Below are 19136 nucleotides of genomic sequence, written 5' to 3'. Positions count from 1 at the left end.
TGCAATGAAGAAAATCGTTTTTCTGGTCAGCCTCATGCTCACGCTTGCCGTCGGGAGCGGCGCGGCCCTGGCAGACAGCATCAAGGGAAGACTCGGCGTCACGGGGCGCATCGGCTTCCTGCTCCCCGCCGACAGCGACTTCGAGAATCTCAAGCTGGAGAGCGATGCCGGCTTCCTCGGCGGCGGCGGCTTCATCTACGGCATCACCGACAACCTTGCCGCCGAGATCGACGTGACCCGCACCGAGTTCGGGGTGAATCTGGTCGACAGTCGCGATCAGGGTGACTTCGGGATCACCAACATCTCCCTCGGGGTCCAGTACCGGTTCCTGATCCCCCAGCCGAAGCTCGTCCCGTACGCGGGGGGAGGTCTCGACATCCTCGTGAGCGACTACAAGCGCCCCAGCGGTGTCAATGCCGACGTCGACACCGTCGTCGGGGTCCACCTCTGCGGCGGAATCGACTATTTCTTCATGAAGCAGCTCGCCCTGAACGCGGAGGTGAAGGGGATCATCGCCCCGGAAGCCGACATCCACACCCCCAACGAGGGGAGTGGCAACTTCGACCCGAGCGGCATCGCCGGCACATTCGGCATCCGCTTCTTCTTCAACTGACGACTCGGCACGGGCGACCTCTGGGAGGGACGCCCGTGCCCCCGCCCCCACCCCGCGCTTTCCCCTTTGCATTGCTTCAAAACGATTCGCATCTGTGCAAACTTCAGCCACGGCCGCGCCAGCCGCTACCTTCACCGGACGTTTTCCCTCGCCAAAAAATTTCTTCTTGACCGAAACGCATCGGATACAAAGTGTAGTAAAATTATATATACGAGCCGGCAACGCTCTAGGGAAGCGAAACTGTTGCAAAAAATCCGCTTTCCTCTCCTCTGGCACGTTTTGTGTAAATTTCACAACGACGACCGGGTGGAGGGAGCAGGAGCAGAGCGTACTGGCTCTCGGGGCATTTCACCCTGGTGCGGGACCGTCTCTTTCTGGTGCAGTTCCTTCGCCAGGCGGGACAGATTGACACAGAGGGGTGGGCTATGAACACGACAGTCATCGACGAGGCCATTGACAAGTACGTTCACGAACGGATGGAAAAGGGGCGCAAGTCTGCGGCGGAGCGCTTTCTCTCCTACGCCTACCTCCGCTACGGCGGGGACGAGCTGAAGGAGTTCCTGAAGAAGGTGCGGGGGCTCACCCGCTACTATGTCGATTTTCTCACCCTCATGGAGAACCCCTTCAAGGGACCGGAGCTCGCCTGGCTCGCCTCCATGATCATGGTGGGGATCGTCTCCGCTTTCATGATGGAGAACGAGGAGATGCGCATCGCCGGCATCTTCGTCTTCTCCGGCACCGTGGTCCACGCCTTCTCCCTGCTGCGGATGGTGGCAAGGAAATGGCGAGAGACCGGCGTCATGATCGCCATCTACCGCGAGATCATCGAGATCGTCGACAAGGAGGCCCCGGGCCTCGTCTGAGGAGAGTCATACCAAAGAGAGCGAAAAGGGCGGCCCCAGGGCCGCCCTTTTTCGTCCCCCCTGTTTCATAACGGAAAACGGCAGACAGTACCGACATCGTGGTACCGCCTGCCGTTTTTTCCGTAGAGCGGCCAAATTCCGTCAGTGGCCACCCTTCTGGCCAAAGACCGGCAGAATCCGGGAAAGGAAGTAGAAGAGTACAAAGGGGGTGACGGCTACCATGAGGGCGCCGAAGAGCCCCTCCTTAAAGGTTTCCATGTCGTGGGGCCAGATCGGGAGTTGGTATTCCATGAAACCGGCGAACGACGACGAGAAGGCCTGGCCGCCGATGACGACGTTCCACCGCATCATGAAAACCCCGAGCAGAACCATGAGAGCCCCCAGCACCGCCCTGCGGACGGTGAGCCGGGGAAAGAGCAGGAGGATAAAGGGGATCAGGTTCCCGCAGGTGTACTGGAGGATGAAAATCTTGGTGAAGTCCTTTTCGTAGATGACGCTGCGCAGGATATCCCAGGATTTGACCGCAGTGTACCCGCGGAAGATCAGGTCAAGCAGTTCCAGCGTAATCGCCAGGATCAGGAACATGATCAGATACTTGACGGTCATGGTCACCACGTGCAGCTCGACGCTCTTCAGTTCCGCGGTGGTGGGAAGATCGGGATTCAGCTTCCGCCTCCAGGCGAAAATGAATTTTCTGAGCTCCATGCTGACCACATAGGTGACGATGCAGAGGGCGATTCCCGACACGACGGCGGAGCAGATGAAGATGACCGGCATAAGCGGGGTCATCCAGAGGGCGTTGGCCTTGACCGAGCCGAAGATGAAACCGGCGTAGCCGTGGAGAAAGCAGGCTACCGGGATGCCGAGGCCGGCCAGGATCTTCACCGCCTTCTCGTCCTTTTCCAGGGCATGCTCGCTGATGTCCCACGCACCCATGGTCAGGATCGAATAAAGCGGAACCAGAAATGATTCCCAGGCGGTTCTGTTCGTCTTTGTTTTAAGCTCCTGAACTGTCTGCACGAAATACTGGCGGTAGACGAACCAGAGCTCCGCCGCCACGATCATCCCGTAGGTGGAGAAGACGATGCCGAAGGCGGCGATGGCCGAGGTGAAGTGGGGGGTCATCATCACCTCGATTCCCCGCTGGGGCTGCTGCAGGTGGAGCATGAGCGGCATCATCGCCACGGGGAGGAGCGCAAAGGAGAAGACGAGGGAAAAGCGGGCGATGTCCTTCAGCTGCTTGATTCCGAAGACGTGATAGAGCGAAGAGAGTACGAAGGCCCCCGCAACGAGGCCGGTCATGAAGGGGTACATGACGATCTGGATGGTCCAGTAGATGTACTCGTTCGGGTAGGTAAAAAACTCCTTTATGGTCCAGGCTTCTCCGTGCACCATGGCTATCTCACCTCCTTGGAAAGGCCCAGGTAGTAGACCTGCGGCTTGGTACCGTACTCCTCCTTGAGGATCGCGACCCGCTCGGTCATGATGACCTTGGTAACCGGATCATTGGGATCTCTCAGGTTGCCGATCCTGCGGGCGCTGAAGGGACAGGCGTCGACACAGGCCGTCTTCATCCCCTTGGAGATGCGGTGATAGCAGAAGTTGCACTTCTCCGCCACCTTGTAGACCGGATGGAAGAAACGGACACCGTAGGGACACCCCATGATGCAGTAGCCGCAGCCGATGCACCACTTCCGGTCCACGAGCACCACCCCGTCGGCGGTCTGGTAGGTGGCGCCCACCGGGCAGACCTGGACGCAGGGGGGATTCTCGCACTGGTTGCAGAGCTTGGGGACGAAAAACGACTGCACGATATCCTCGTCCCTGATTTCCTCGGTGTGTCCCTGGCCGATATCGATCTTCCTGGAGGTAAACCCGTTAAGGGCCCCCTTCGGCGTGTCGATGTGGGTCTTGCCGTCTCTGGTGATGACGTACCGCTCCACCCAGGTGCGGGTCACGTCGGCGTCGTACGGAACCTCGTTCTCGATCTTGCACGCCTTGACGCAGAAGCCGCATCCCACGCACTTATAGGTGTCGACAAGGAAGACCCAGCGCAGTTCCGGCTTGGCCGCCAGAAGCTTTTTCGGGTCGATCAGTTCCAGGGCCGCCGTCGGCAGCGCCATCCCGGCGACCACCACGATGCTCCGCTTGAGAAACTCGCGTCTATTCATGGCGTTTCAACTCCTCCAGATTCGGGTGGTGGGGATCATGGCAGAGGCTGCACTCAGCCTCGGGGTTGTGGGTCACCGGATCGATGCCGGGAATCCCGGCCCGGCCGCTGGACGGGGTGACGAGCTTGGCATGGCACCGGAGGCAGAGTTCGCGACTGCGGTCGATGGTCAGAGTCGGTGGATCCTCCGGGTGGTTCATGGCCGGACCGTGGCAGTTCTCGCATTGGAGGATGCCGTGGGGGGAGCGGCCGATGCTCTCCACCTTTTCCGCGTGACACTCTTTGCAGTACGCCTTGGTCCGGTACTTCACCGTGACCTTTTTCCACTCCTCCTCATTCCCCTTGCGATGCCAGCCGTACATGTACCCCCGCTCCCAGACGCCGAAATCATCAGGTACCAGAAAAGTCCTCACCACGAGAATGAGCAGGATAAGACCGACTGCGACGAAGAGGGGACGCCAGACATGACTTTTCACCGAAAACTCCTCCTTGGCAGTGTGGCAGAGTCAAAATTTAAGAGACGGTGTTTTACAGATTATAGCTTTAAAGGAAGGCTATTGCAAACGTTTTACGCTGTTAGTGCCGCAAACATATAACGTGGTTATATTAATACGACTGCGGACGTTTCCCTTCGGGAGCAGGACAATTACGCTTTTACCCTGGTGTCGAGCGTCCGGAGAGTATCGAGAATCGCCGCCGGCTCCAGCCGTTTCGTGTAGTCGGCATCCACGAACGAGAGGCGGACGGTCATTGATCGGTCCACGATGAAGGTTCCCGGAAGGGGCAGCTCCCACGAGGCGTCGCCGTTGTACTCGGCCAGATCGACCCCGAAGCCGAGGTAGATCTTCCGCATCTCGGCGGCAACCGGATAGACCAGCCCGAACTGCCGGGCGACGACGTTGCCGACGTCGCTCAGCACCTCGTACTGGAGGAAATTCTTGAGAAGGGTCGCCTGGGACTTGTCGGGGGTCTGGGGCGAGATGGCGAGGAGTTCGCCCCCCAGGGACCTGATTTCGGGAAGGATCTTCTGATAGGCCCGCAACTGCAGGCTGCAGTACGGTCACCAGGCGCCGCGATAGAAGGTGATCACCGCCACGCCGCGTGAAAGCGTCGTCGAGAGGCGGATCTCCCTGCCCACCGCGTTGGGGAGGGAAAAGTCCGGGGCCCGCGCCCCCACCTTCAGGGCGCGTTCGGTGATCCCCGAGACGAGGAGTTGCTCCGTCGCCCTCTGCATCGTCTCGGTGACGTCGGCGGGAGTCGTTGCCAGATAGCTCTCCCGCAATCCGTCCAGCTCCTTCTGCAATTCAACGGTCAGCTTCGGTTCTTCGCCGGCCACGATCCCCCCTTGCGCGACCGCACATCTGCCGGAGCGCCGCGCATGAAAACAGGCCGTCAGGCGGCCTGGTAGGAGTTGTTGTCCCTGCGGCGGCGCTCGGGCCCTGCATAACTCCGGTCCCCTCCCCTTCGCATCGGGCCGCGCGCCACGGCCACCCAGCCGTCCGAGCGCAGAAACGCCCCGACCCTGCCGGCGGAAATCAGCTCGGAAAGCCGCCAGGGCTTGATCATATCGTAACTGCCGTCGCTGTATCTGATCCGAATGAGCATCCGTTCACCCCCCCTCGAAGAGAATTGGGGCAGAAACCATCGGCACTTTTATTCTAGCACCCCTCCCTTCCCTGTCAAACGGGGCCCGGCTTCGCCGCCCCCGGATTCCGCTCGCGGAGCGCCCACCCCTACGCGGATGGCCAGGGGTTTGATCCACGGCGTCACTCCCCCAGGTAGGCCTTCCTCACTTCCGGGTTCTCCGCCAACTCCTTCGCCGGTCCCTGGAGCACGACTTCGCCGGTCTCCAGCACGTAGGCGCGGTGGGCGATGGAGAGGGCCATGTGGGCGTTCTGCTCCACGAGCATGATCGTGGTGCCGGCCTCGTTAATGTCCCGTTACCGTCTGTGACGTTCGGTTACCTCCGCCGTCTTCGGCTTCCTGCCGAAGCTGCGGAGCACGAGAGGAGGTTCAGCCCGAAGGGGAGCGCCGTCTTCGTGGTGATGAGCGCGCTTGTGAATGCGCCGATGCTCATGAAGACGGCATGCCCCAGGGAAAGCTGGCCGGTAATCCCGGTGATGACGTTCAGCCCCAGGGCCAGCACGATGGCGGGCCCGTTTGGCTGCAGCCGCACAGCTTCAGGAAAGTTCAACAGCCTGTAAGGTCGCCTTCTGCTTCCATCGGCGCGAAGCCGCGCCGCATGGTGTTCTCGGTCACCACCCGCGGGTCCATGAAGTGGAGGAGGTAGTCCGCCCCCCCCGCCTTGGTCCCGACCCCCGACATGCGGGAGCCGCCGAAGGGCTGGCGCCCCACGAGCGCCCCGGTGACGCCGCGGTCGAGGTAGAGGTTCCCCACCCGGAACTCCCGCCGGGCCTTCTCCAGGTGCGCGGGGCTGCGGCTGAAGAGCCCCCCCGTGAGGGCGAACCGGGTGGAGTTGGCCCACTCGATGGCCTGGTCGAACTCCTTCGCCTGCATCACCGCCAGGACCGGTCCGAAGATCTCCTCCTGGGCGATGCGGTGCTCGGGGCGGATCCCGCCGATGATGGTCATGGGGACGTAGTACCCTTCGCCGGCCGGCACCGGACTCTCGTAGAGGAGATGCCCCTCCTTCCGCCCGATCCCGACGTACTCCAGGATCTTCCGGCGCAGCGTGCCGTCGGCCACGGCCCCCATGTAACAGGCGGGGTCCTCGGCGGGGCCGACCCTGGTCGCCCGCGCCATGGCGACAAGCCGCTCCACGAACCGGTCGTAGACCCCCTCCAGCACGATGACCCGGGAGCAGGCGGAGCACTTCTGCCCCTGGAAACCGAAGGCCGAGGAGAGGACCTGCGGGACCGCCTCGTCGAGGTCGGCGTCATCGTCGATGATGATGGCGTTCTTCCCCCCCATCTCGCAGACGACCCTCTTCACGTTGGCCTGGCCCGGATGGACCCGGGCCCCCCGCTCGATGATCCGAAGCCCCGTCTCCAGGGAGCCGGTGAAGGCGATGAGGCTCACGTCAGGGTGGTCCACCAGGAAATCCCCCATGACGGAGCTGCGCCCGGGGGTATAGTTGAAGACGCCGGGGGGGAGCCCCGCCTCCCGGAAGAGTTCCACCAGGTGGTGGCCGATGACCGGGGTAAGCCCCGACGGCTTGAAGACCACGCAGTTGCCGGTGACGATGGCTGCTGCAGCCATGCCGCAGCTGATGGCGAGCGGGAAGTTCCACGGGGCGATGACCGCCGTCACCCCCCGCGGCTCGTAGAAGTGATGGTTCAGCTCGCCGGGGGCGTGCCCGAGCCTGCGGGGGGTGCCAAGCCGGACCATCTCCCGGGCGTAGTACTCGAGGAAGTCGATCGCCTCGGCCACGTCGGCGTAGGCCTGGTCCCACTGCTTGCCGATCTCCAGCACCTGCCAGGCGGAGAGCTCGAAGATCCGCGCGCGGGCCGCCGCAGCCGCCCTGACGAGATACTCGGCCCGGGTCCGGGGATCGGTGTCGCGCCAGGCCGGGAAGGCCCCCTTGGCGGCGGCGACGGCCTTCTTCACCTCCTCGACCCCCGCCTGGCAGACGGTGCCGACAATCTCGGCCGGGTTGGCGGGGTTGACGGAGGGAGCCGGGCCGCCGGTCGTCACCTCCTCTCCGCCGATGAAGAGGGGATAGGTCCGGCCGAGCTGTTTCCTCACCGCGGCGATCGCCTGCGGGAAGGCGGCGCGGTGCTCCTTTTTCGTGAAATCCACCAGCGGCTCGTTTCTGAAGGGGGGAAGTCCGCCGGGGGGCTCGGGCCCGGCTGCGGCGGCCGGTTTCGCCCGCTCCCGCGCTGCCGTCGCCTCCGGCTCTTCCAGGAGCCGCTCGATCTCGGCCTCCCCGGCGAAGCTCCGGCGGAGAAACGACTCGTTGGCGGTATTCTCCAGCAGCCGCCGGACGAGATACCCCATCCCCGGCACCATGGCGCCGTAGGGAGAGTAGAGGCGAATCCTCCCCGCCACCCTGAGAAGCCCTTTGCGCACCGGCTCGGCCATCCCGTAGAGAACCTGGAATTCGTAGCGCTCCTCCGGGACGTTGAGCTCGCGGGCCGTCTCCAGGACCGCCGAGATCGAGCGGATGTTGTGGGAGGCGCAGGCGAAGTGGCAGATGGCGTGATTTTCCAGGATCCTGCGCGCCTGGCGCTCGAAGGCGGCGTCGGTCTCGCTCTTTACGGTCCGGACCGGGACCTCCCAGCCGTTCTGTCTCGCCTTCACCGTCTCGTAGTCCCAGTAGGCCCCCTTCACGAGACGGACGGAGATGGGGGTGCCGTTCCGCTTCGCCCAGGCGAGGAGCCCGTCCAGGTCCCGGTCGGTCTCCTTCAGGTACGCCTGAAGCGCGATGCCGAGGTGGGGATAGTCGCGGTATGCGAGGCGCAGGCGCCGGAAGAGCTCCAGGGTGATCTCCTTGAAGCGGTACGACTCCATGTCGATGCAGAGAAAGCCCCCCACCGCCATCACCCTCTGGTAGATCCGCTCCAGGCGGGCGAAAATGGCGGCCACCGACCCCTCGAAGTCCTGGGGGTTGGCCAGGCAGTAAAGGGCGGTCGGCTTCACCGCCACGTTGATCATCGGGGCATGCCCCCAGTCGAGGTGCGGGTCCCCTCCCCCGCCGTCGAGCCTCTTCCACCCCTTCCGGGCCTCCGCGAGGGAATCGAGGAGCTGCAGGTAGGTGCCGACGTAGCCCTCCGCCTCTTCTTCGGAAAGGGTTGCCTCCCCGAGGACATCGAGCACAAAGGCAAAGCCCTCTTTCCTCTGCCGCTCCACCCCCCGTACCGCCTCCATGGTCGTCTCGCCGACGATGAACTGCCGCGCCATCTCCTCGATGTTGGCGGAGAGCACCTTGCCGAGCACCGCGCCGCCGAGGGAGCCGAGCATCCCCGCCACCTTGGCGCCGGTGGCCAGGAAGGCGGGCATCTCCTGCTCGGCTCCGAAGTACTCGCTGATATGCCCGGTCAGGAGCTTGCCGGTGGTGAGGGAGGGGAAGACGTCTACGAACCGGAACATCCGGATCTTGAACTCGTCATTCTGCATGCACCACTCCATCACCTTCCCCATCCAGGTCCCCTTGTTGAAGAGGGACGGCTTCTCGCCGGCGATGGCGGCGAAGAACTCCTTGCCGCGGACGATGATTCTGGCGTTCAGCTCGCTGTTCTGCATGGGCTTGCTCCTTTGCTGCGTAGCGAAGTGGCGACACGGCCGTGTCCATGGGACAACGTCTTCCACCGGAGCTGAGAAGGGGGTGACGCATGCCACCCCCCGCCGCTACTTACCCTGCATCATCTGCCGGCACATGGGGCAGGGGCAGTTGTTGCCCATCATCTTCTGCATCCTGGGCATCATGGTCTGCATCCCCTCCATCATGGACATGGGCTTCCATCCCTTGGTCATGGCGGTGAAGGATGCACGCTGCTCTTCGGTGAGGAGCCTCAGCGCCTCGGCGTTCGTCTTCTCTTCGAGCTCCTTGAGCTTCTGCACCTGGTCATCGGAGAGCTTCAGCGACTCCTTCATGGCGAGGAGGCTTGCGGGGCTCCGGGGGGTGATGGGGGTCTGCATCATGGCCATGCATTGAGCCATCATGGGATCGTCACCCATGCGCTCCTTCATCTGCTTCATCATCTCCTGCATCGCGTCCGGCCCCATCTGCATCGGCATCCCTTTCTGCCCGGCCGGCACCTGCTCTTCCGCATGGGCGTGAAGAGAGATACCGGCCACAACTGCGACGGTGGCGAACATCACGGCGAGTCTCGGTTTCATGTGACTATTCCTCCTTTCCCAGGGTGGTGTCGTAAAGGGTGATGTTCAGTAACCCTCGACGATTATACCATCTTTCACCCTGATTACCCTTTCCGCCCGGCGCGCGATCTCGCCGTTGTGGGTGACGATGACCACGGTCTTCCCTTCCCCGTGAAGCTTCGCGACGGCAGCGAGGACCTCGGACTCCGACTCGGAATCGAGGTTTCCGGTCGGCTCGTCCATGAGGAGGATATCAGGGTCGTTGGCAAGGGCCCGGACGATGGCCACTCGCTGCTGCTGACCGCCGGAGAGCTCGGAAGGCTTCGCGCGGAGCTTGTCGGAAAGCCCCACCAGGGCCAGAAGCTCCCGGGACCTGTCCCGCTGGACCTTTTCTGGGACACCGGCAAACATCATGGCGGTCGCCACATTCTCCTCGGCGGAGAGGCCGGGCAGTAGATTGAAAAACTGGAAGACGAAGCCGATCCGGCGCGCCCGCAGCGCCGCGAGCCGCCTGCCGGAGAGGCCGGTGATCTCCTCGCCGCCGATGAAGACTCTTCCCGCCGTCGGCCGGTCGAGTCCCCCGACAAGGTGCATGAGGGTGCTTTTCCCGTGCCCTGAGGGGCCCACAATGCAGGAAAAGGAGCCTCGCGGTATCTCCAGATCCACCCCCCGCAGAGCATGGGTCTTCACCTTGCCCGTCGTATACGTCTTGTGCAGGTTCTCCGTTCTGATAATCGTGTCATTCATAGCTGATGGCCTCCACAGGTGTCATTCTTGCCGCCTTCCAGGCCGGGTAAAGCCCGGACACTAGCGAGACCGCCACGGAAAAGAGCATCGAGCCGAAGATGATCCGAAGGTCCAGCGCCCCGGCCGCATCGCCCCCCTTGATGAGCGTTGTGAACTCGTTCTGGGAGATGTAGGGGGAGGCGAACAGGGAGAAGAGGAGGCCGCCCACTACGCCGAAGATACCGCCGAGAAGGCCGTAAAAGCCCGATTCCAGTAAGAAGAGGGAAAAGATCGTCCCCCGCGGCGCGCCGATGGCCTGGAGGATGCCGATCTCCCGCTTCCGCTCGGATACGGCCGTCATCATGGTGTTGATGATCCCGAAGGCCGCCGCCAGGATCGCCACGGCGGCGATGAGCTGAAGCGTCATGCTGACCGTCCCGACAATGGCGAGGACCGACTTGAGGAGTTGCTTGTCGGAGACCACCGCCACGTTGGCCGCCTCCTGGATCTTCAGGATATAGGCGTCGATCCTGGCGATGTCGTCCACCTTTATGGCGATGAACGAGACGTTGCTCCCCACCTCATATAGCTTCTGGGTGACGGAGAGCGGCATATAGACGGCGATGTCGTCCTTCCCGCCGGTCTCCTTGAGGATGCCCCTGATGGGAAACCGTTCACCCTTGACGGTCAGTTCATCCCCCGGTTTCAGCTCGAACTGCCCGGCAATGCCGGAGCCTATGACCAGGGCCTTTTCGTCCTGCGTTGCGAAGTATTTTCCCTGTTCCATCTCCCAGTTCTTGAACCGTTTCATCTCCTCTGGGAGGATGCCGATCACGGAAACCGGGTTGTTCTTGTACGCGGTCCGCTCGGTCAGGTACGGGACAGCGGTCAGCCCCTTGATGGCGGCAATCTTCCCGACGACACTGAACGGAATCCCCTCGGGGAGCTGCTCGCCGGTCAGGACGGAGACCTGCTCATAGGCGCACCACCCCTTCGGCGTCACCACCAGGTTCGCCCCCAGCTCGGCCGCCTGCTTCCTGATCTCTTTCTTCAGCCCGCCACCAAGGGAGAGGAGGGTGACGAAGGAAGCGATGCCGATGGTGATGCCGAGGAGCGTAAAGACGAACCTCCCCTTGCGGCGGGTAAGGTTTTTCACCACCAGTTTCGGTATGTTCATGCTACCTCCCTTCCAGATGGAGATGGCGCAGGACATCCACCCTGGTGGCGTTGAAGACCCGCCCCTTTTCACCGAAGCTCCCGGTGACGTTCACCTCATCGCCCTCCTTCGGCGCTTTTCCAGTGTATTTCACAGGGAGGTAGAAAACTCCGCACGTCACCGTCTTACAAAGCTTAGCTTCGGCCGTGTCCACAAGGCCAAAAATTGTCTGGTCCTTTTTGGAGAAACCGGCTACCACGCCGTTGATGGTGATGGTCCCCGTGTAGGCGGCGGGGTCCGCCTGGATGTCGTTTACCGATAATACCGATTTTGTCCGGACTTTCTTGCCCATGCCGCTACTGAAGCCGGCAAGGACGATGCCTGTAATGACTATCGCCGCAAGGGCGAGGATGTACCTTTTCATGATAGACCTCCATAAGTAGGTGAAAATGATGGACCTGTAGATGCAGAGACGCACGTGTCCCTGTATCAATGGGAGATTGATTCGACGTTACGGACGTGGAGTGCTAGACGAGTGACGGTGGATGGAAGATTGACTTCACGAAAGGATCGGGGATCGGCTCTGGAATGAAGGCAAAGACGGGAATGATTTCCGAGGAAATGACCTGCAGGGTTACAGGTTCAACGTTGTCGACGGTGAGACAGAGGAATGCGGGGCAACCAGGAGCGGACTTAGGGGCAGGGCTATTATCCTGGTCTTCATCCTGGCCGCAGCCGTCGCAGCAGGACTTCTCGATCTTTGTTACCGGCGCGGCGGAAACGGCGGTTTCCAGGCCGGTGAACATGGAAACCACCGCGAGCAAGACGATCAGGGAGATTATTCGGAAGGTTTTAGTCCGCATATTTTGACACTATCCGTTCGGCAAGCATATTGTCAATCCGTCTTTCCCCTTATTCCTTCTGGCGCAGCAGCCGGGACGAGTTGGCGAGAATTCCCAGGTCGGGAAGCGACTGGAGCGCGGCGGCCAGGGTGAGCGGGAGCAGACCGAGGGCGGCGAGGGACAGCCCTGCCAGGTTGTAGAAAGCGGTAAACAGAAGGTTCAGCCTCACCACCCCCATGGTCCGTCGGGCGATGGCGAAGAGCTGGGGGACAAGGAACCAGTCCTCCCGCATGAGCGCCACGTGGGCCGCCTCGATGGCGATGTCGCTCCCTGCCGCCCCCATGGCGATCCCCACGTCGGCCTGGGCCAGGGCCGGGGCGTCGTTCACCCCGTCCCCCACCATGACGACTGTGTGCCCCCGCGCCTGATACTCCCTGACAATGGAGATTTTGTCCTCCGGAAGGAGATTGGCGCGCCAGCCGATGCCGAGCTGAGCCGCGACGGCGCGGGCGGTTGCCTCGTTGTCGCCGGTGAGGAGCTCTATCGTCCGGACCCCCAGGCGTCTAACCGAAGCCAGGGACTCCGGCACTTCGGGCCGCAGCGTGTCGGAAGCGATCAGGGTGCCGACGACTCTGCCGTCGCACACGACGTAGAGCACGCTCCCTCCTTGCGCCTCCAGGTCCCCCTCCAAGGGAAACGAGGCGACGCCCTGGATCATCCTCCGGCTGCCGACCTCGACCAGCCTGCCGTCAACCCTGGCCCGCACTCCCAGGCCGGGGATCGCCTCAAACCGCTCCGACTCATGCAGGGAGAGACCGAGTTCACCGGCCCTTTCCCTCACCGCGGCGGCCAGCGGATGCTCGGAGTAGCGCTCCGCAGAGGCCGCCAGGATGAGCACTTCCTCCTCGGAGGTCTTCCAGAAGGTGACGACGTCGCTGATTCGCGGCCGTCCGAGGGTAAGCGTCCCGGTCTTGTCGAGGAGAAGCACGTCGGCACGGTTGAGCGCCTCCAGGTATTTTCCCCCCTTGATGAGGAGCCCCCGCCTCGCCCCGGCGCCGATGGAGGCGATCATGGCAAGGGGGGTGGCCAGGGCGAAGGAGCAGGAGCAGACCACCACCAGGACCGCTGCAGTGGCGAGCGGATTGCGGCCTGCGAGGTAGGTGAGAAGGGCGACCACCATGACCACGGGGAGGTAGTAGCCGGAAAACCTGTCGGCCAGGCGCTGCACCTCGCCCCGGTTCGCCTCCGCCTCCTCCACAAGCTTTATCACCCGGCCGAAGGTGGTGTCCGCCCCCACCTTGAGGGCGCGGACGCGCAGGCTCCCCAAGCGGGCAATGGTCGCGGCGAAGACCTTGGCGCCGGCTCCCGCCTCCACCGGCATCGACTCGCCGGTGATGGTCGCCTGGTCCACCGTGGCCTGGCCGGACAAAACCTCGCCGTCCACCGGGATCTTCTCCCCCGGCCGGACGATGACCGTCTCGCCTACCCTTACCTCGGCAACCGGCACCTCGATCTCGGCGCCGTCCCGCTCAACCCTCGCCGTCTGCGGGGCCATGGCGGTGAGGTCTTTCAGCGCCCGGCGGGCCCGCTCGGCGGTGAACGTCTCCACGTAATCCCCGACCCGCATGAAGAAGACCACGAGGACTGCGGCGGCCCACTCGCCGACCGCCACTGCCGCCATCATCCCGATCGTCATGAGGGTATGGGAGGTGATCCTCCCCTTGACTGTGGCCCTGAGGACGTTCCTGAACACCGGGAAGCCGCCGGCGAAGATGACAAGAAGCCAGAGAGGCCACGGCACCTTTTGCGTGGCAACCTCGAAGAGTCCGAGCCACTCCCCCACCACGGCTGCAAAGAGGACGGCACCGAAGACGATCCCGAACAGGGTCAGGATTTGCCGGGTAAATTTAGCGCCAAAGGGTGATTTTGCGGCAACCCCGTCTTCGGGCTCTGTAATGGAATACCCCGCCCCTTCCACGGCCCTGCAAATCTCCGCCAGACCCGCTTTCGCCGGGTCAATGAGGACGACGGCCTTCTGTGCGGAGATGAGGACCTCCACTTCCGCCACACCGGGGATCGCCTCGATCGCATCCTTTACGTGCCGTGCGCAATCGGCGCAGTCCATCCCCTGGACGCGAACCTCGACTTTTTTCCGTTGGATCCCATTCCTTTTTGTCATCAATTTTTCCTTACGAGCCTTTTATAGTCATGCTCAGGACTGGGAGAAGAGGCAATTCTCCTGACACCCTCTTTATACGGGTTTGCCGTTCAGGACGACCCGGAACCCTTTGATCCCCTCGGAAAAACTGGTGACGCCGTAAAACGCCGGCCGCCGCTTCCCTGACGTCGTCCCGTAAAGCGGCTCCAGAACAAGACTGTTCACGCTTCCGTCCGCCAGGGTTATTTCCCGTTCAATGGCAATTTCGTCAGTGATACTCGCAATGACTATCCTGTGCATGCCTGCTTTCAGGCGCAGTTTTTTCCCGAACATGTATCTGATACCCTCCCCTGCCTCGGGGTCCCGAAGCCCCCGCGGCTCGATGTTTTCCTCACGGAGGCTCCCCCGCAGTTGCACCGCTTGGCCGTCGATGTTCAGCAGCAACTTGTAGTCCGGAGTTCCGTGGATATCTTTTACGGAGTAAATGCCGGGCATGTGGGTCTTCAGGGAGGAGGTGACAAGCAAATCGGCATAACCGGCAGGGACCGGTCCACCATTTGACAGCTCCTGAAAGATATCGGTGCGAATGCTTGTGCGGCTTGTTCTTATCAATGCGGAACTATCCGCGCAGCCGCTCATCACCATCACTGCCATTATCAGCAACATATGCATTTTTTTCATCGCCTGCTCCTTTCCCGGCTTAAACAGCAGCTTCGCCCCGTTCGTTGGTCCTTATCCGCACCGCCTCTTCCACGTTCAGGACGTAGATCTTCCCCTCGCCCCGCTCGCCGGTCCAGGCACCCTCACGGATCGTGTCGACCACCTCCCAGACGATGGCGTCGGACGCCATCAGCTCGATCCGGACCTTCTTACAGAAATACGTTATTTCTTCGTCTCTCTCTCCCGGGCAAAAGGCTCCCTTCCCCTGCCCGAAGCCCTTGATTTCCATGACGCTCATGCCGGTCAGACCGTCAATTGCCCGCAGAGTTTCGGTTACCCTTTCAAGAACGGCGGGCCTGATGTAGGCGATTATCTGTTTCATTGCGCAATCTCCTTTCGGTTCAGTTTCGTCTCCGCTCTACCCTCCCACCAGCGGTAGAGGGTGGGGAGGACGACGAGGGTAAGAAGTGTTGAGGTTATCAGGCCGCCGATGACCACCGTGGCCAGGGGGCGCTGGACCTCGGCCCCGGTGCCGTGGGAGAGCGCCATCGGGATGAAGCCGAGGGATGCCACCAGGGCGGTCATGAGGACCGGCCGCAGGCGCACCGCCGCCCCCTGGACGACGGCATCGTCCAGAGGCGTCCCCTCCTCACGCAGCTTGTTGAAGTAGGAGACCATGACGATCCCGTTCAGGACCGCCACCCCGAAGAGGGCGATGAAGCCGATGGCGCCGGAGACCGACAGCGGCAGCCCCCGCAGGAAAAGGGCGACGATCCCGCCGATCAGGGCGAAGGGGACGTTTAAGATGATGAGAAACGCCTGCCGCACGCTCCCGAAGGTGGAGAAGAGGAGGATGAAGATCAGGGCCAGGGAGATGGGGAGGATGACCGAGAGCCGCGCCATGGCCCGCTGCTGGTTTTCGAACTGCCCCCCCCAGGTGACGTAGTAGCCGGGAGCAAGTTTAACTTTGCTTTCGATGGCCTTCTGGGCGTCGGCCACGAAGCTCCCCAGGTCGCGCCCCGAGACGTTGCACTCAACCACGATGCGCCGCGAGCCGCTCTCCCTGGAGATCTGCGCCGGCCCCTCCTCGGTGTAGACCCGGGCCAGCTGCTTCAGGGGTATGCGCGCCCCGTTGGGGGCGGAGATGAGGAGTTCACCGAACTTCGCGGGATTGTCCGAGAGGGTCGTCGGGAAGCGGAGCGCCACGGCGAAGCGCTTCTGCCCTTCGTAGAGTTCCGAGACCGCTTTGCCGCCAGCGGCCAGTTCAAGGACCTCCTGAATCTCGGAGACGTTGATGCCGTAGCGGGCAATGGCGTCCCGGTTGATATCCACCTGGAGGTAGGCGAGGCCGGAGACCTTTTCCACCTGCACGTCGGCCGCCCCCTCGACCTTCTTGAGCACTTCCGCGATCTCGTTCCCCTTGCCCTTCAGCACCTCCATGTCCTCGCCGAAGAGCTTGACCGCAAGCTGGGACTTCACCCCGGAGATCAGCTCATCCACCCGCAGGGCGATGGGCTGGCTGAAGGAGAAGGACATGCCGGGGATCTTCTCCAGCCGCTCCCGCATCTTCTCCACCAGTTCCTCCTTGGTTTTTGCCGTCTTCCACTCCCCCCTCGGCTTGAGGCTCACGAAGATGTCGGAGATGTCGATCCCCATGGGATCGGAGGCGATCTCCGCCCGTCCGGCGCGGGTCACCACCTTTTCCACCTCGGGGAAGGAGAGGAGCGCCTTTTCCACGGCCGCCGAGGTGCGCACCGTGTCGGTGACCGACACGGAGGGGAGCCTAAACGACTGGACCGTGATGCTCCCCTCGTCCAAGGTGGGGAGGAACTCGCTCCCCAGGAACGGGACGAGGAGGAGGGAGAGAGCCAGGGCGCCGGCCGTGATGGCGAGCACCTTCTTCGGGTTTGCCAGGCTCTGCCTGAGAAACGGCAGATAGGTTTCGCGGATCAGCCGGAGGAGTCGCGGGTCCTTCTCCACCACTTTCCCCTTCAGGAGGAACGAGCAGAGGGTGGGGACCAGGGTCATGGTGAGGATGAGGGACCCCAGCAGCGCGAAGCCAACGGTGAAGGCCATGGGGGAGAACATCTTCCCCTCCATGTCGGTCAGCGTCACGATGGGGAGGTAGACGATGATGATGATGAACACCCCGAAGAGGATCGGCCGGGCCACCTCCTTTGCCGAGAGGAAGATGGCATGGAGCACACCTTCTTCCTTCTTCCGCTCGGAGAGGTGGCGCACCGTGTTCTCCACCATGACGACGCTCCCGTCCACGATCATGCCGAAGTCGATGGCCCCCAGGGTCATGAGGTTGGCGGAGAGCCCCAGCCAGTGCATCCCGAGGAAGGAGAAGAGCATGGAGAGGGGAATGGTGAGGGCGACGATGACCGCGCCCCGCACGTTGCCCAGGAAGTAGAAGAGGACAACGACGACCAGGAGCCCTCCCTCGATCAGGTTCCTGGTCACGGTGTGGATGGTCTTCCAGACGAGATCCGTCCGGTCGTAGTAGGGGACGAGCCTCACCCCCGCGGGGAGGGCCTTCCGGATGGTCTTCACCTTCTCGGTGACCCCGGCGATCACCTCCTTGCTGGAGGCCCCCTTGAGCATCATGACGATGCCGGCCACCGCCTCTCCCTTGCCGTCGTGGGTGGTTGCCCCCTGGCGCGGCTCGTTGCCGATGGTGACCTGGGCCACGTCATCCAGATGGATCGGGGTGCCGCCCCGGGAGGCGACCACGATCCGGTTCAGGTCGTCAATACCCTTGGCCAGGCCGATACCCCGCACCATGTACTGCTCCTCCCGGTGCTCGATGAAACCGGCGCCGACCGTGGAGTTGTTCTTCTCGACCGCCTCCATGACGTCGTGGATGGTGAGCCCCAGGCTCTTCAGCTTCCCCGGGTCGATCTGCACCTGGTACTGCTTCACCTGGCCGCCGAAGGAGTTGACGTCGGTCACCCCCGGAACCGTGCGGAGGATGGGGCGCACCACCCAGTCCTGGATCGAGCGGAGCTCCCGGACGTCGTAATCCTTTCCCTCCAGCAGGTACTGGTAGATCTCGCCGAGCCCCGTGGTGATCGGTCCCATCTGGGGTTCGACACCTTGGGGGAGCCGCTCCTTGGCCTGCTGGAGCCGTTCGAACACCTGCTGGCGGGCGAAGTAGGTGTCCACCCCGTCCTCGAAAACCACGGTAACCACCGAGAGGCCGATCTTGGAGAGCGAGCGGACCTCGTGGAGCCGCGGCAATCCCCCCATGGAGGTCTCGATGGGGAAGGTGATGAGTTTTTCCACCTCGGTGGGGGCCATCCCCCCCGCAACGGTCAGGACCTGCACCTGGACGTTGGTGACGTCGGGAAAGGCGTCCACCGGGAGCTTCTTCATGGCCCAGAGCCCAGCGCCGATCAGGATGACGGTCGCCAGCAGGACCAGGAGGCGCTGCTTGAGCGCGAACTGCAATATCTTATCGATCATGGTCTATTCCTCCCCCAGTTCGCCCTTCTTCAGCTCGGACTTGAGGATGAAGCTCCCCCTGACCGCGTAGCGCTGGCCTTCCGCAACACCGCCGGTGATCTCCACCATCCCGCCGGAGGCGAGACCTAGCTGCACTTCGCGGGGGGTGAACTCCTTGCCGTCCTCGGTTGTGAAGAGGACCTTCTTCCCCTCCAGCTCCTGGATCGCATCCTCGGGGACCGCCAGGACTGCCGCTCCGGTGGCCGGGAGGGTCAGCTCAACGGTGGTGAACATCTCCGGCTTCAGCTTCCTGCCCGGGTTCTGCACTTCAACCCTCGCCTTCACGGTGCGGGTCGCCTCGTTCACGATGTCGGCGATAAGGGCAATCCGCCCCCTGAATTTCGTGTCCGGAAAGGCACCCACCGTGACAGTGGCGGCCTGCCCCTTTCTAACCTTCGTCAGGTCCTTCTCGTTTATGTCAACCATCACCCAGACGGTGGAGAGGTCGGCGACCGTATAGAGGCTCTTGGAGGGGTCGGCCAGTTCGCCAACGACCGCTTGTTTTTCCGTCACCCCTCCGCCGATGGGGGAACGGACCGGCACCAGGATCCTTTTTCCGTCCATGGTCGCCAGATCGCTCTTGGACAGGCCATAGAGGAGAAGACGCTCCTCATCGGTGTGGAGCTCGGCACGCGTCGTCTGATAGTCGGTCTCCGCCTGGAG

Annotated in this window: 18 protein-coding genes and 2 pseudogenes; 2 read left to right on the top strand and 18 right to left on the bottom strand. The window is 62.7% G+C overall.

The annotated features are described in order from the left end of the window. Positions 1 to 4: 4 nt before the first annotated feature. Both M6689_RS10335 and M6689_RS10330 read left to right on the top strand, forming a co-directional pair. Complete coding sequence (locus tag M6689_RS10335) at positions 5 to 613, top strand: outer membrane beta-barrel protein (protein ID WP_298271159.1); 609 nt, start codon at positions 5 to 7, stop codon at positions 611 to 613. Between the two features lie 425 nt (positions 614 to 1038). After that, entirely contained in the window at positions 1039 to 1476 is a 438-nt protein-coding gene (locus tag M6689_RS10330; protein ID WP_298271157.1) for a GSU0071 family protein, read from the top strand. A gap of 141 nt (positions 1477 to 1617) precedes the next feature. Here M6689_RS10330 and nrfD read toward each other — a convergent pair whose 3' ends face one another. The 18 genes and pseudogenes from nrfD to M6689_RS10240 form a co-directional block, all read right to left on the bottom strand. Beyond that, positions 1618 to 2871: an NrfD/PsrC family molybdoenzyme membrane anchor subunit gene (gene nrfD / locus M6689_RS10325; RefSeq protein ID WP_298271154.1), complete on the bottom strand. Its 1254-nt coding sequence runs from the start codon at positions 2869 to 2871 to the stop codon at positions 1618 to 1620. Between the two features lie 2 nt (positions 2872 to 2873). Further along, the gene (locus M6689_RS10320; protein ID WP_298271151.1) at positions 2874 to 3647 is read right to left on the bottom strand and encodes a 4Fe-4S dicluster domain-containing protein; all 774 of its coding nucleotides are present in this window, start codon (positions 3645 to 3647) and stop codon (positions 2874 to 2876) included. Beyond that, positions 3640 to 4122 carry a cytochrome c3 family protein gene (locus M6689_RS10315; RefSeq protein WP_298271148.1) on the bottom strand — a complete coding sequence of 161 codons (483 nt, stop codon included), beginning with the start codon at positions 4120 to 4122 and terminating at the stop codon, positions 3640 to 3642. The genes M6689_RS10320 and M6689_RS10315 overlap by 8 nt, the downstream gene beginning before the upstream one ends. 170 nt (positions 4123 to 4292) lie before the next feature. Beyond that, positions 4293 to 4982, bottom strand: coding sequence for a peroxiredoxin-like family protein (locus M6689_RS10310; protein ID WP_298271145.1), 690 nt, complete (start codon positions 4980 to 4982; stop codon positions 4293 to 4295). Between the two features lie 56 nt (positions 4983 to 5038). Beyond that, positions 5039 to 5251 carry a GSU3473 family protein gene (locus M6689_RS10305; RefSeq protein WP_298271142.1) on the bottom strand — a complete coding sequence of 71 codons (213 nt, stop codon included), beginning with the start codon at positions 5249 to 5251 and terminating at the stop codon, positions 5039 to 5041. A gap of 161 nt (positions 5252 to 5412) precedes the next feature. Beyond that, positions 5413 to 5586, bottom strand: a pseudogene (locus M6689_RS10300) (ABC transporter ATP-binding protein); the annotation flags it as partial. 65 nt (positions 5587 to 5651) lie between these two features. Beyond that, positions 5652 to 5843, bottom strand: a pseudogene (locus M6689_RS10295) (hypothetical protein); the annotation flags it as partial. Further along, on the bottom strand, positions 5837 to 8848 hold the full coding sequence (pruA, locus tag M6689_RS10290; protein ID WP_298271135.1) for an L-glutamate gamma-semialdehyde dehydrogenase: 3012 nt from the start codon (positions 8846 to 8848) through the stop codon (positions 5837 to 5839). The gene pruA and the pseudogene M6689_RS10295, both read right to left, overlap by 7 nt. 105 nt (positions 8849 to 8953) lie before the next feature. Next, positions 8954 to 9445 carry a hypothetical protein gene (locus M6689_RS10285; RefSeq protein ID WP_298271132.1) on the bottom strand — a complete coding sequence of 164 codons (492 nt, stop codon included), beginning with the start codon at positions 9443 to 9445 and terminating at the stop codon, positions 8954 to 8956. Positions 9446 to 9490: 45 nt separating this feature from the next. After that, positions 9491 to 10171: an ABC transporter ATP-binding protein gene (locus M6689_RS10280; RefSeq protein ID WP_298271129.1), complete on the bottom strand. Its 681-nt coding sequence runs from the start codon at positions 10169 to 10171 to the stop codon at positions 9491 to 9493. Then, complete coding sequence (locus M6689_RS10275) at positions 10164 to 11327, bottom strand: ABC transporter permease (protein WP_298271126.1); 1164 nt, start codon at positions 11325 to 11327, stop codon at positions 10164 to 10166. Before M6689_RS10275 ends, M6689_RS10280 begins: the two co-directional genes overlap by 8 nt. Position 11328: 1 nt before the next feature. Then, on the bottom strand, positions 11329 to 11730 hold the full coding sequence (locus M6689_RS10270; RefSeq protein ID WP_298271123.1) for a cytochrome c maturation protein CcmE: 402 nt from the start codon (positions 11728 to 11730) through the stop codon (positions 11329 to 11331). A 103-nt stretch (positions 11731 to 11833) separates the two neighbouring features. Continuing rightward, entirely contained in the window at positions 11834 to 12169 is a 336-nt protein-coding gene (locus M6689_RS10265) for a hypothetical protein (protein WP_298271121.1), read from the bottom strand. A gap of 49 nt (positions 12170 to 12218) precedes the next feature. Further along, entirely contained in the window at positions 12219 to 14327 is a 2109-nt protein-coding gene (locus tag M6689_RS10260; RefSeq protein ID WP_298271118.1) for a cation-translocating P-type ATPase, read from the bottom strand. 72 nt (positions 14328 to 14399) lie between these two features. Then, positions 14400 to 14987, bottom strand: a complete 588-nt coding sequence (locus M6689_RS10255; RefSeq protein ID WP_298271115.1) for a hypothetical protein — start codon at positions 14985 to 14987, stop codon at positions 14400 to 14402. A 19-nt stretch (positions 14988 to 15006) separates the two neighbouring features. Further along, complete coding sequence (locus tag M6689_RS10250) at positions 15007 to 15348, bottom strand: P-II family nitrogen regulator (RefSeq protein WP_298271114.1); 342 nt, start codon at positions 15346 to 15348, stop codon at positions 15007 to 15009. Next, on the bottom strand, positions 15345 to 18434 hold the full coding sequence (locus M6689_RS10245; RefSeq protein ID WP_298271112.1) for an efflux RND transporter permease subunit: 3090 nt from the start codon (positions 18432 to 18434) through the stop codon (positions 15345 to 15347). Before M6689_RS10245 ends, M6689_RS10250 begins: the two co-directional genes overlap by 4 nt. 3 nt (positions 18435 to 18437) lie before the next feature. Further along, the coding region (locus M6689_RS10240) for an efflux RND transporter periplasmic adaptor subunit (RefSeq protein ID WP_298271110.1) at positions 18438 to 19136 on the bottom strand (699 nt) is incomplete at its 5' end.

Source organism: Geobacter sp. (assembly GCF_027327745.1).
GTDB lineage: Bacteria > Desulfobacterota > Desulfuromonadia > Geobacterales > Geobacteraceae > Geobacter.
The sequence above is the reverse complement of the archived record's forward strand: the minus strand, read 5'-3'. Positions and strand labels throughout refer to the sequence as shown.

What these genes read in the sequence shown, in the direction of transcription:
- M6689_RS10335 (WP_298271159.1), top strand. Translation starts at nt 5, where the DNA reads ATGAAGAAAATCGTTTTTCTGGTCAGCCTCATGCTCACGCTTGCCGTC.
- M6689_RS10330 (WP_298271157.1), top strand. Translation starts at nt 1,039, where the DNA reads ATGAACACGACAGTCATCGACGAGGCCATTGACAAGTACGTTCACGAA.
- nrfD (WP_298271154.1), bottom strand. Translation starts at nt 2,871, where the DNA reads ATGGTGCACGGAGAAGCCTGGACCATAAAGGAGTTTTTTACCTACCCG.
- M6689_RS10320 (WP_298271151.1), bottom strand. Translation starts at nt 3,647, where the DNA reads ATGAATAGACGCGAGTTTCTCAAGCGGAGCATCGTGGTGGTCGCCGGG.
- M6689_RS10305 (WP_298271142.1), bottom strand. Translation starts at nt 5,251, where the DNA reads ATGCTCATTCGGATCAGATACAGCGACGGCAGTTACGATATGATCAAG.
- pruA (WP_298271135.1), bottom strand. Translation starts at nt 8,848, where the DNA reads ATGCAGAACAGCGAGCTGAACGCCAGAATCATCGTCCGCGGCAAGGAG.
- M6689_RS10285 (WP_298271132.1), bottom strand. Translation starts at nt 9,445, where the DNA reads ATGAAACCGAGACTCGCCGTGATGTTCGCCACCGTCGCAGTTGTGGCC.
- M6689_RS10280 (WP_298271129.1), bottom strand. Translation starts at nt 10,171, where the DNA reads ATGAATGACACGATTATCAGAACGGAGAACCTGCACAAGACGTATACG.
- M6689_RS10275 (WP_298271126.1), bottom strand. Translation starts at nt 11,327, where the DNA reads ATGAACATACCGAAACTGGTGGTGAAAAACCTTACCCGCCGCAAGGGG.
- M6689_RS10270 (WP_298271123.1), bottom strand. Translation starts at nt 11,730, where the DNA reads ATGAAAAGGTACATCCTCGCCCTTGCGGCGATAGTCATTACAGGCATC.
- M6689_RS10265 (WP_298271121.1), bottom strand. Translation starts at nt 12,169, where the DNA reads ATGCGGACTAAAACCTTCCGAATAATCTCCCTGATCGTCTTGCTCGCG.
- M6689_RS10260 (WP_298271118.1), bottom strand. Translation starts at nt 14,327, where the DNA reads ATGACAAAAAGGAATGGGATCCAACGGAAAAAAGTCGAGGTTCGCGTC.
- M6689_RS10255 (WP_298271115.1), bottom strand. Translation starts at nt 14,987, where the DNA reads ATGAAAAAAATGCATATGTTGCTGATAATGGCAGTGATGGTGATGAGC.
- M6689_RS10250 (WP_298271114.1), bottom strand. Translation starts at nt 15,348, where the DNA reads ATGAAACAGATAATCGCCTACATCAGGCCCGCCGTTCTTGAAAGGGTA.
- M6689_RS10245 (WP_298271112.1), bottom strand. Translation starts at nt 18,434, where the DNA reads ATGATCGATAAGATATTGCAGTTCGCGCTCAAGCAGCGCCTCCTGGTC.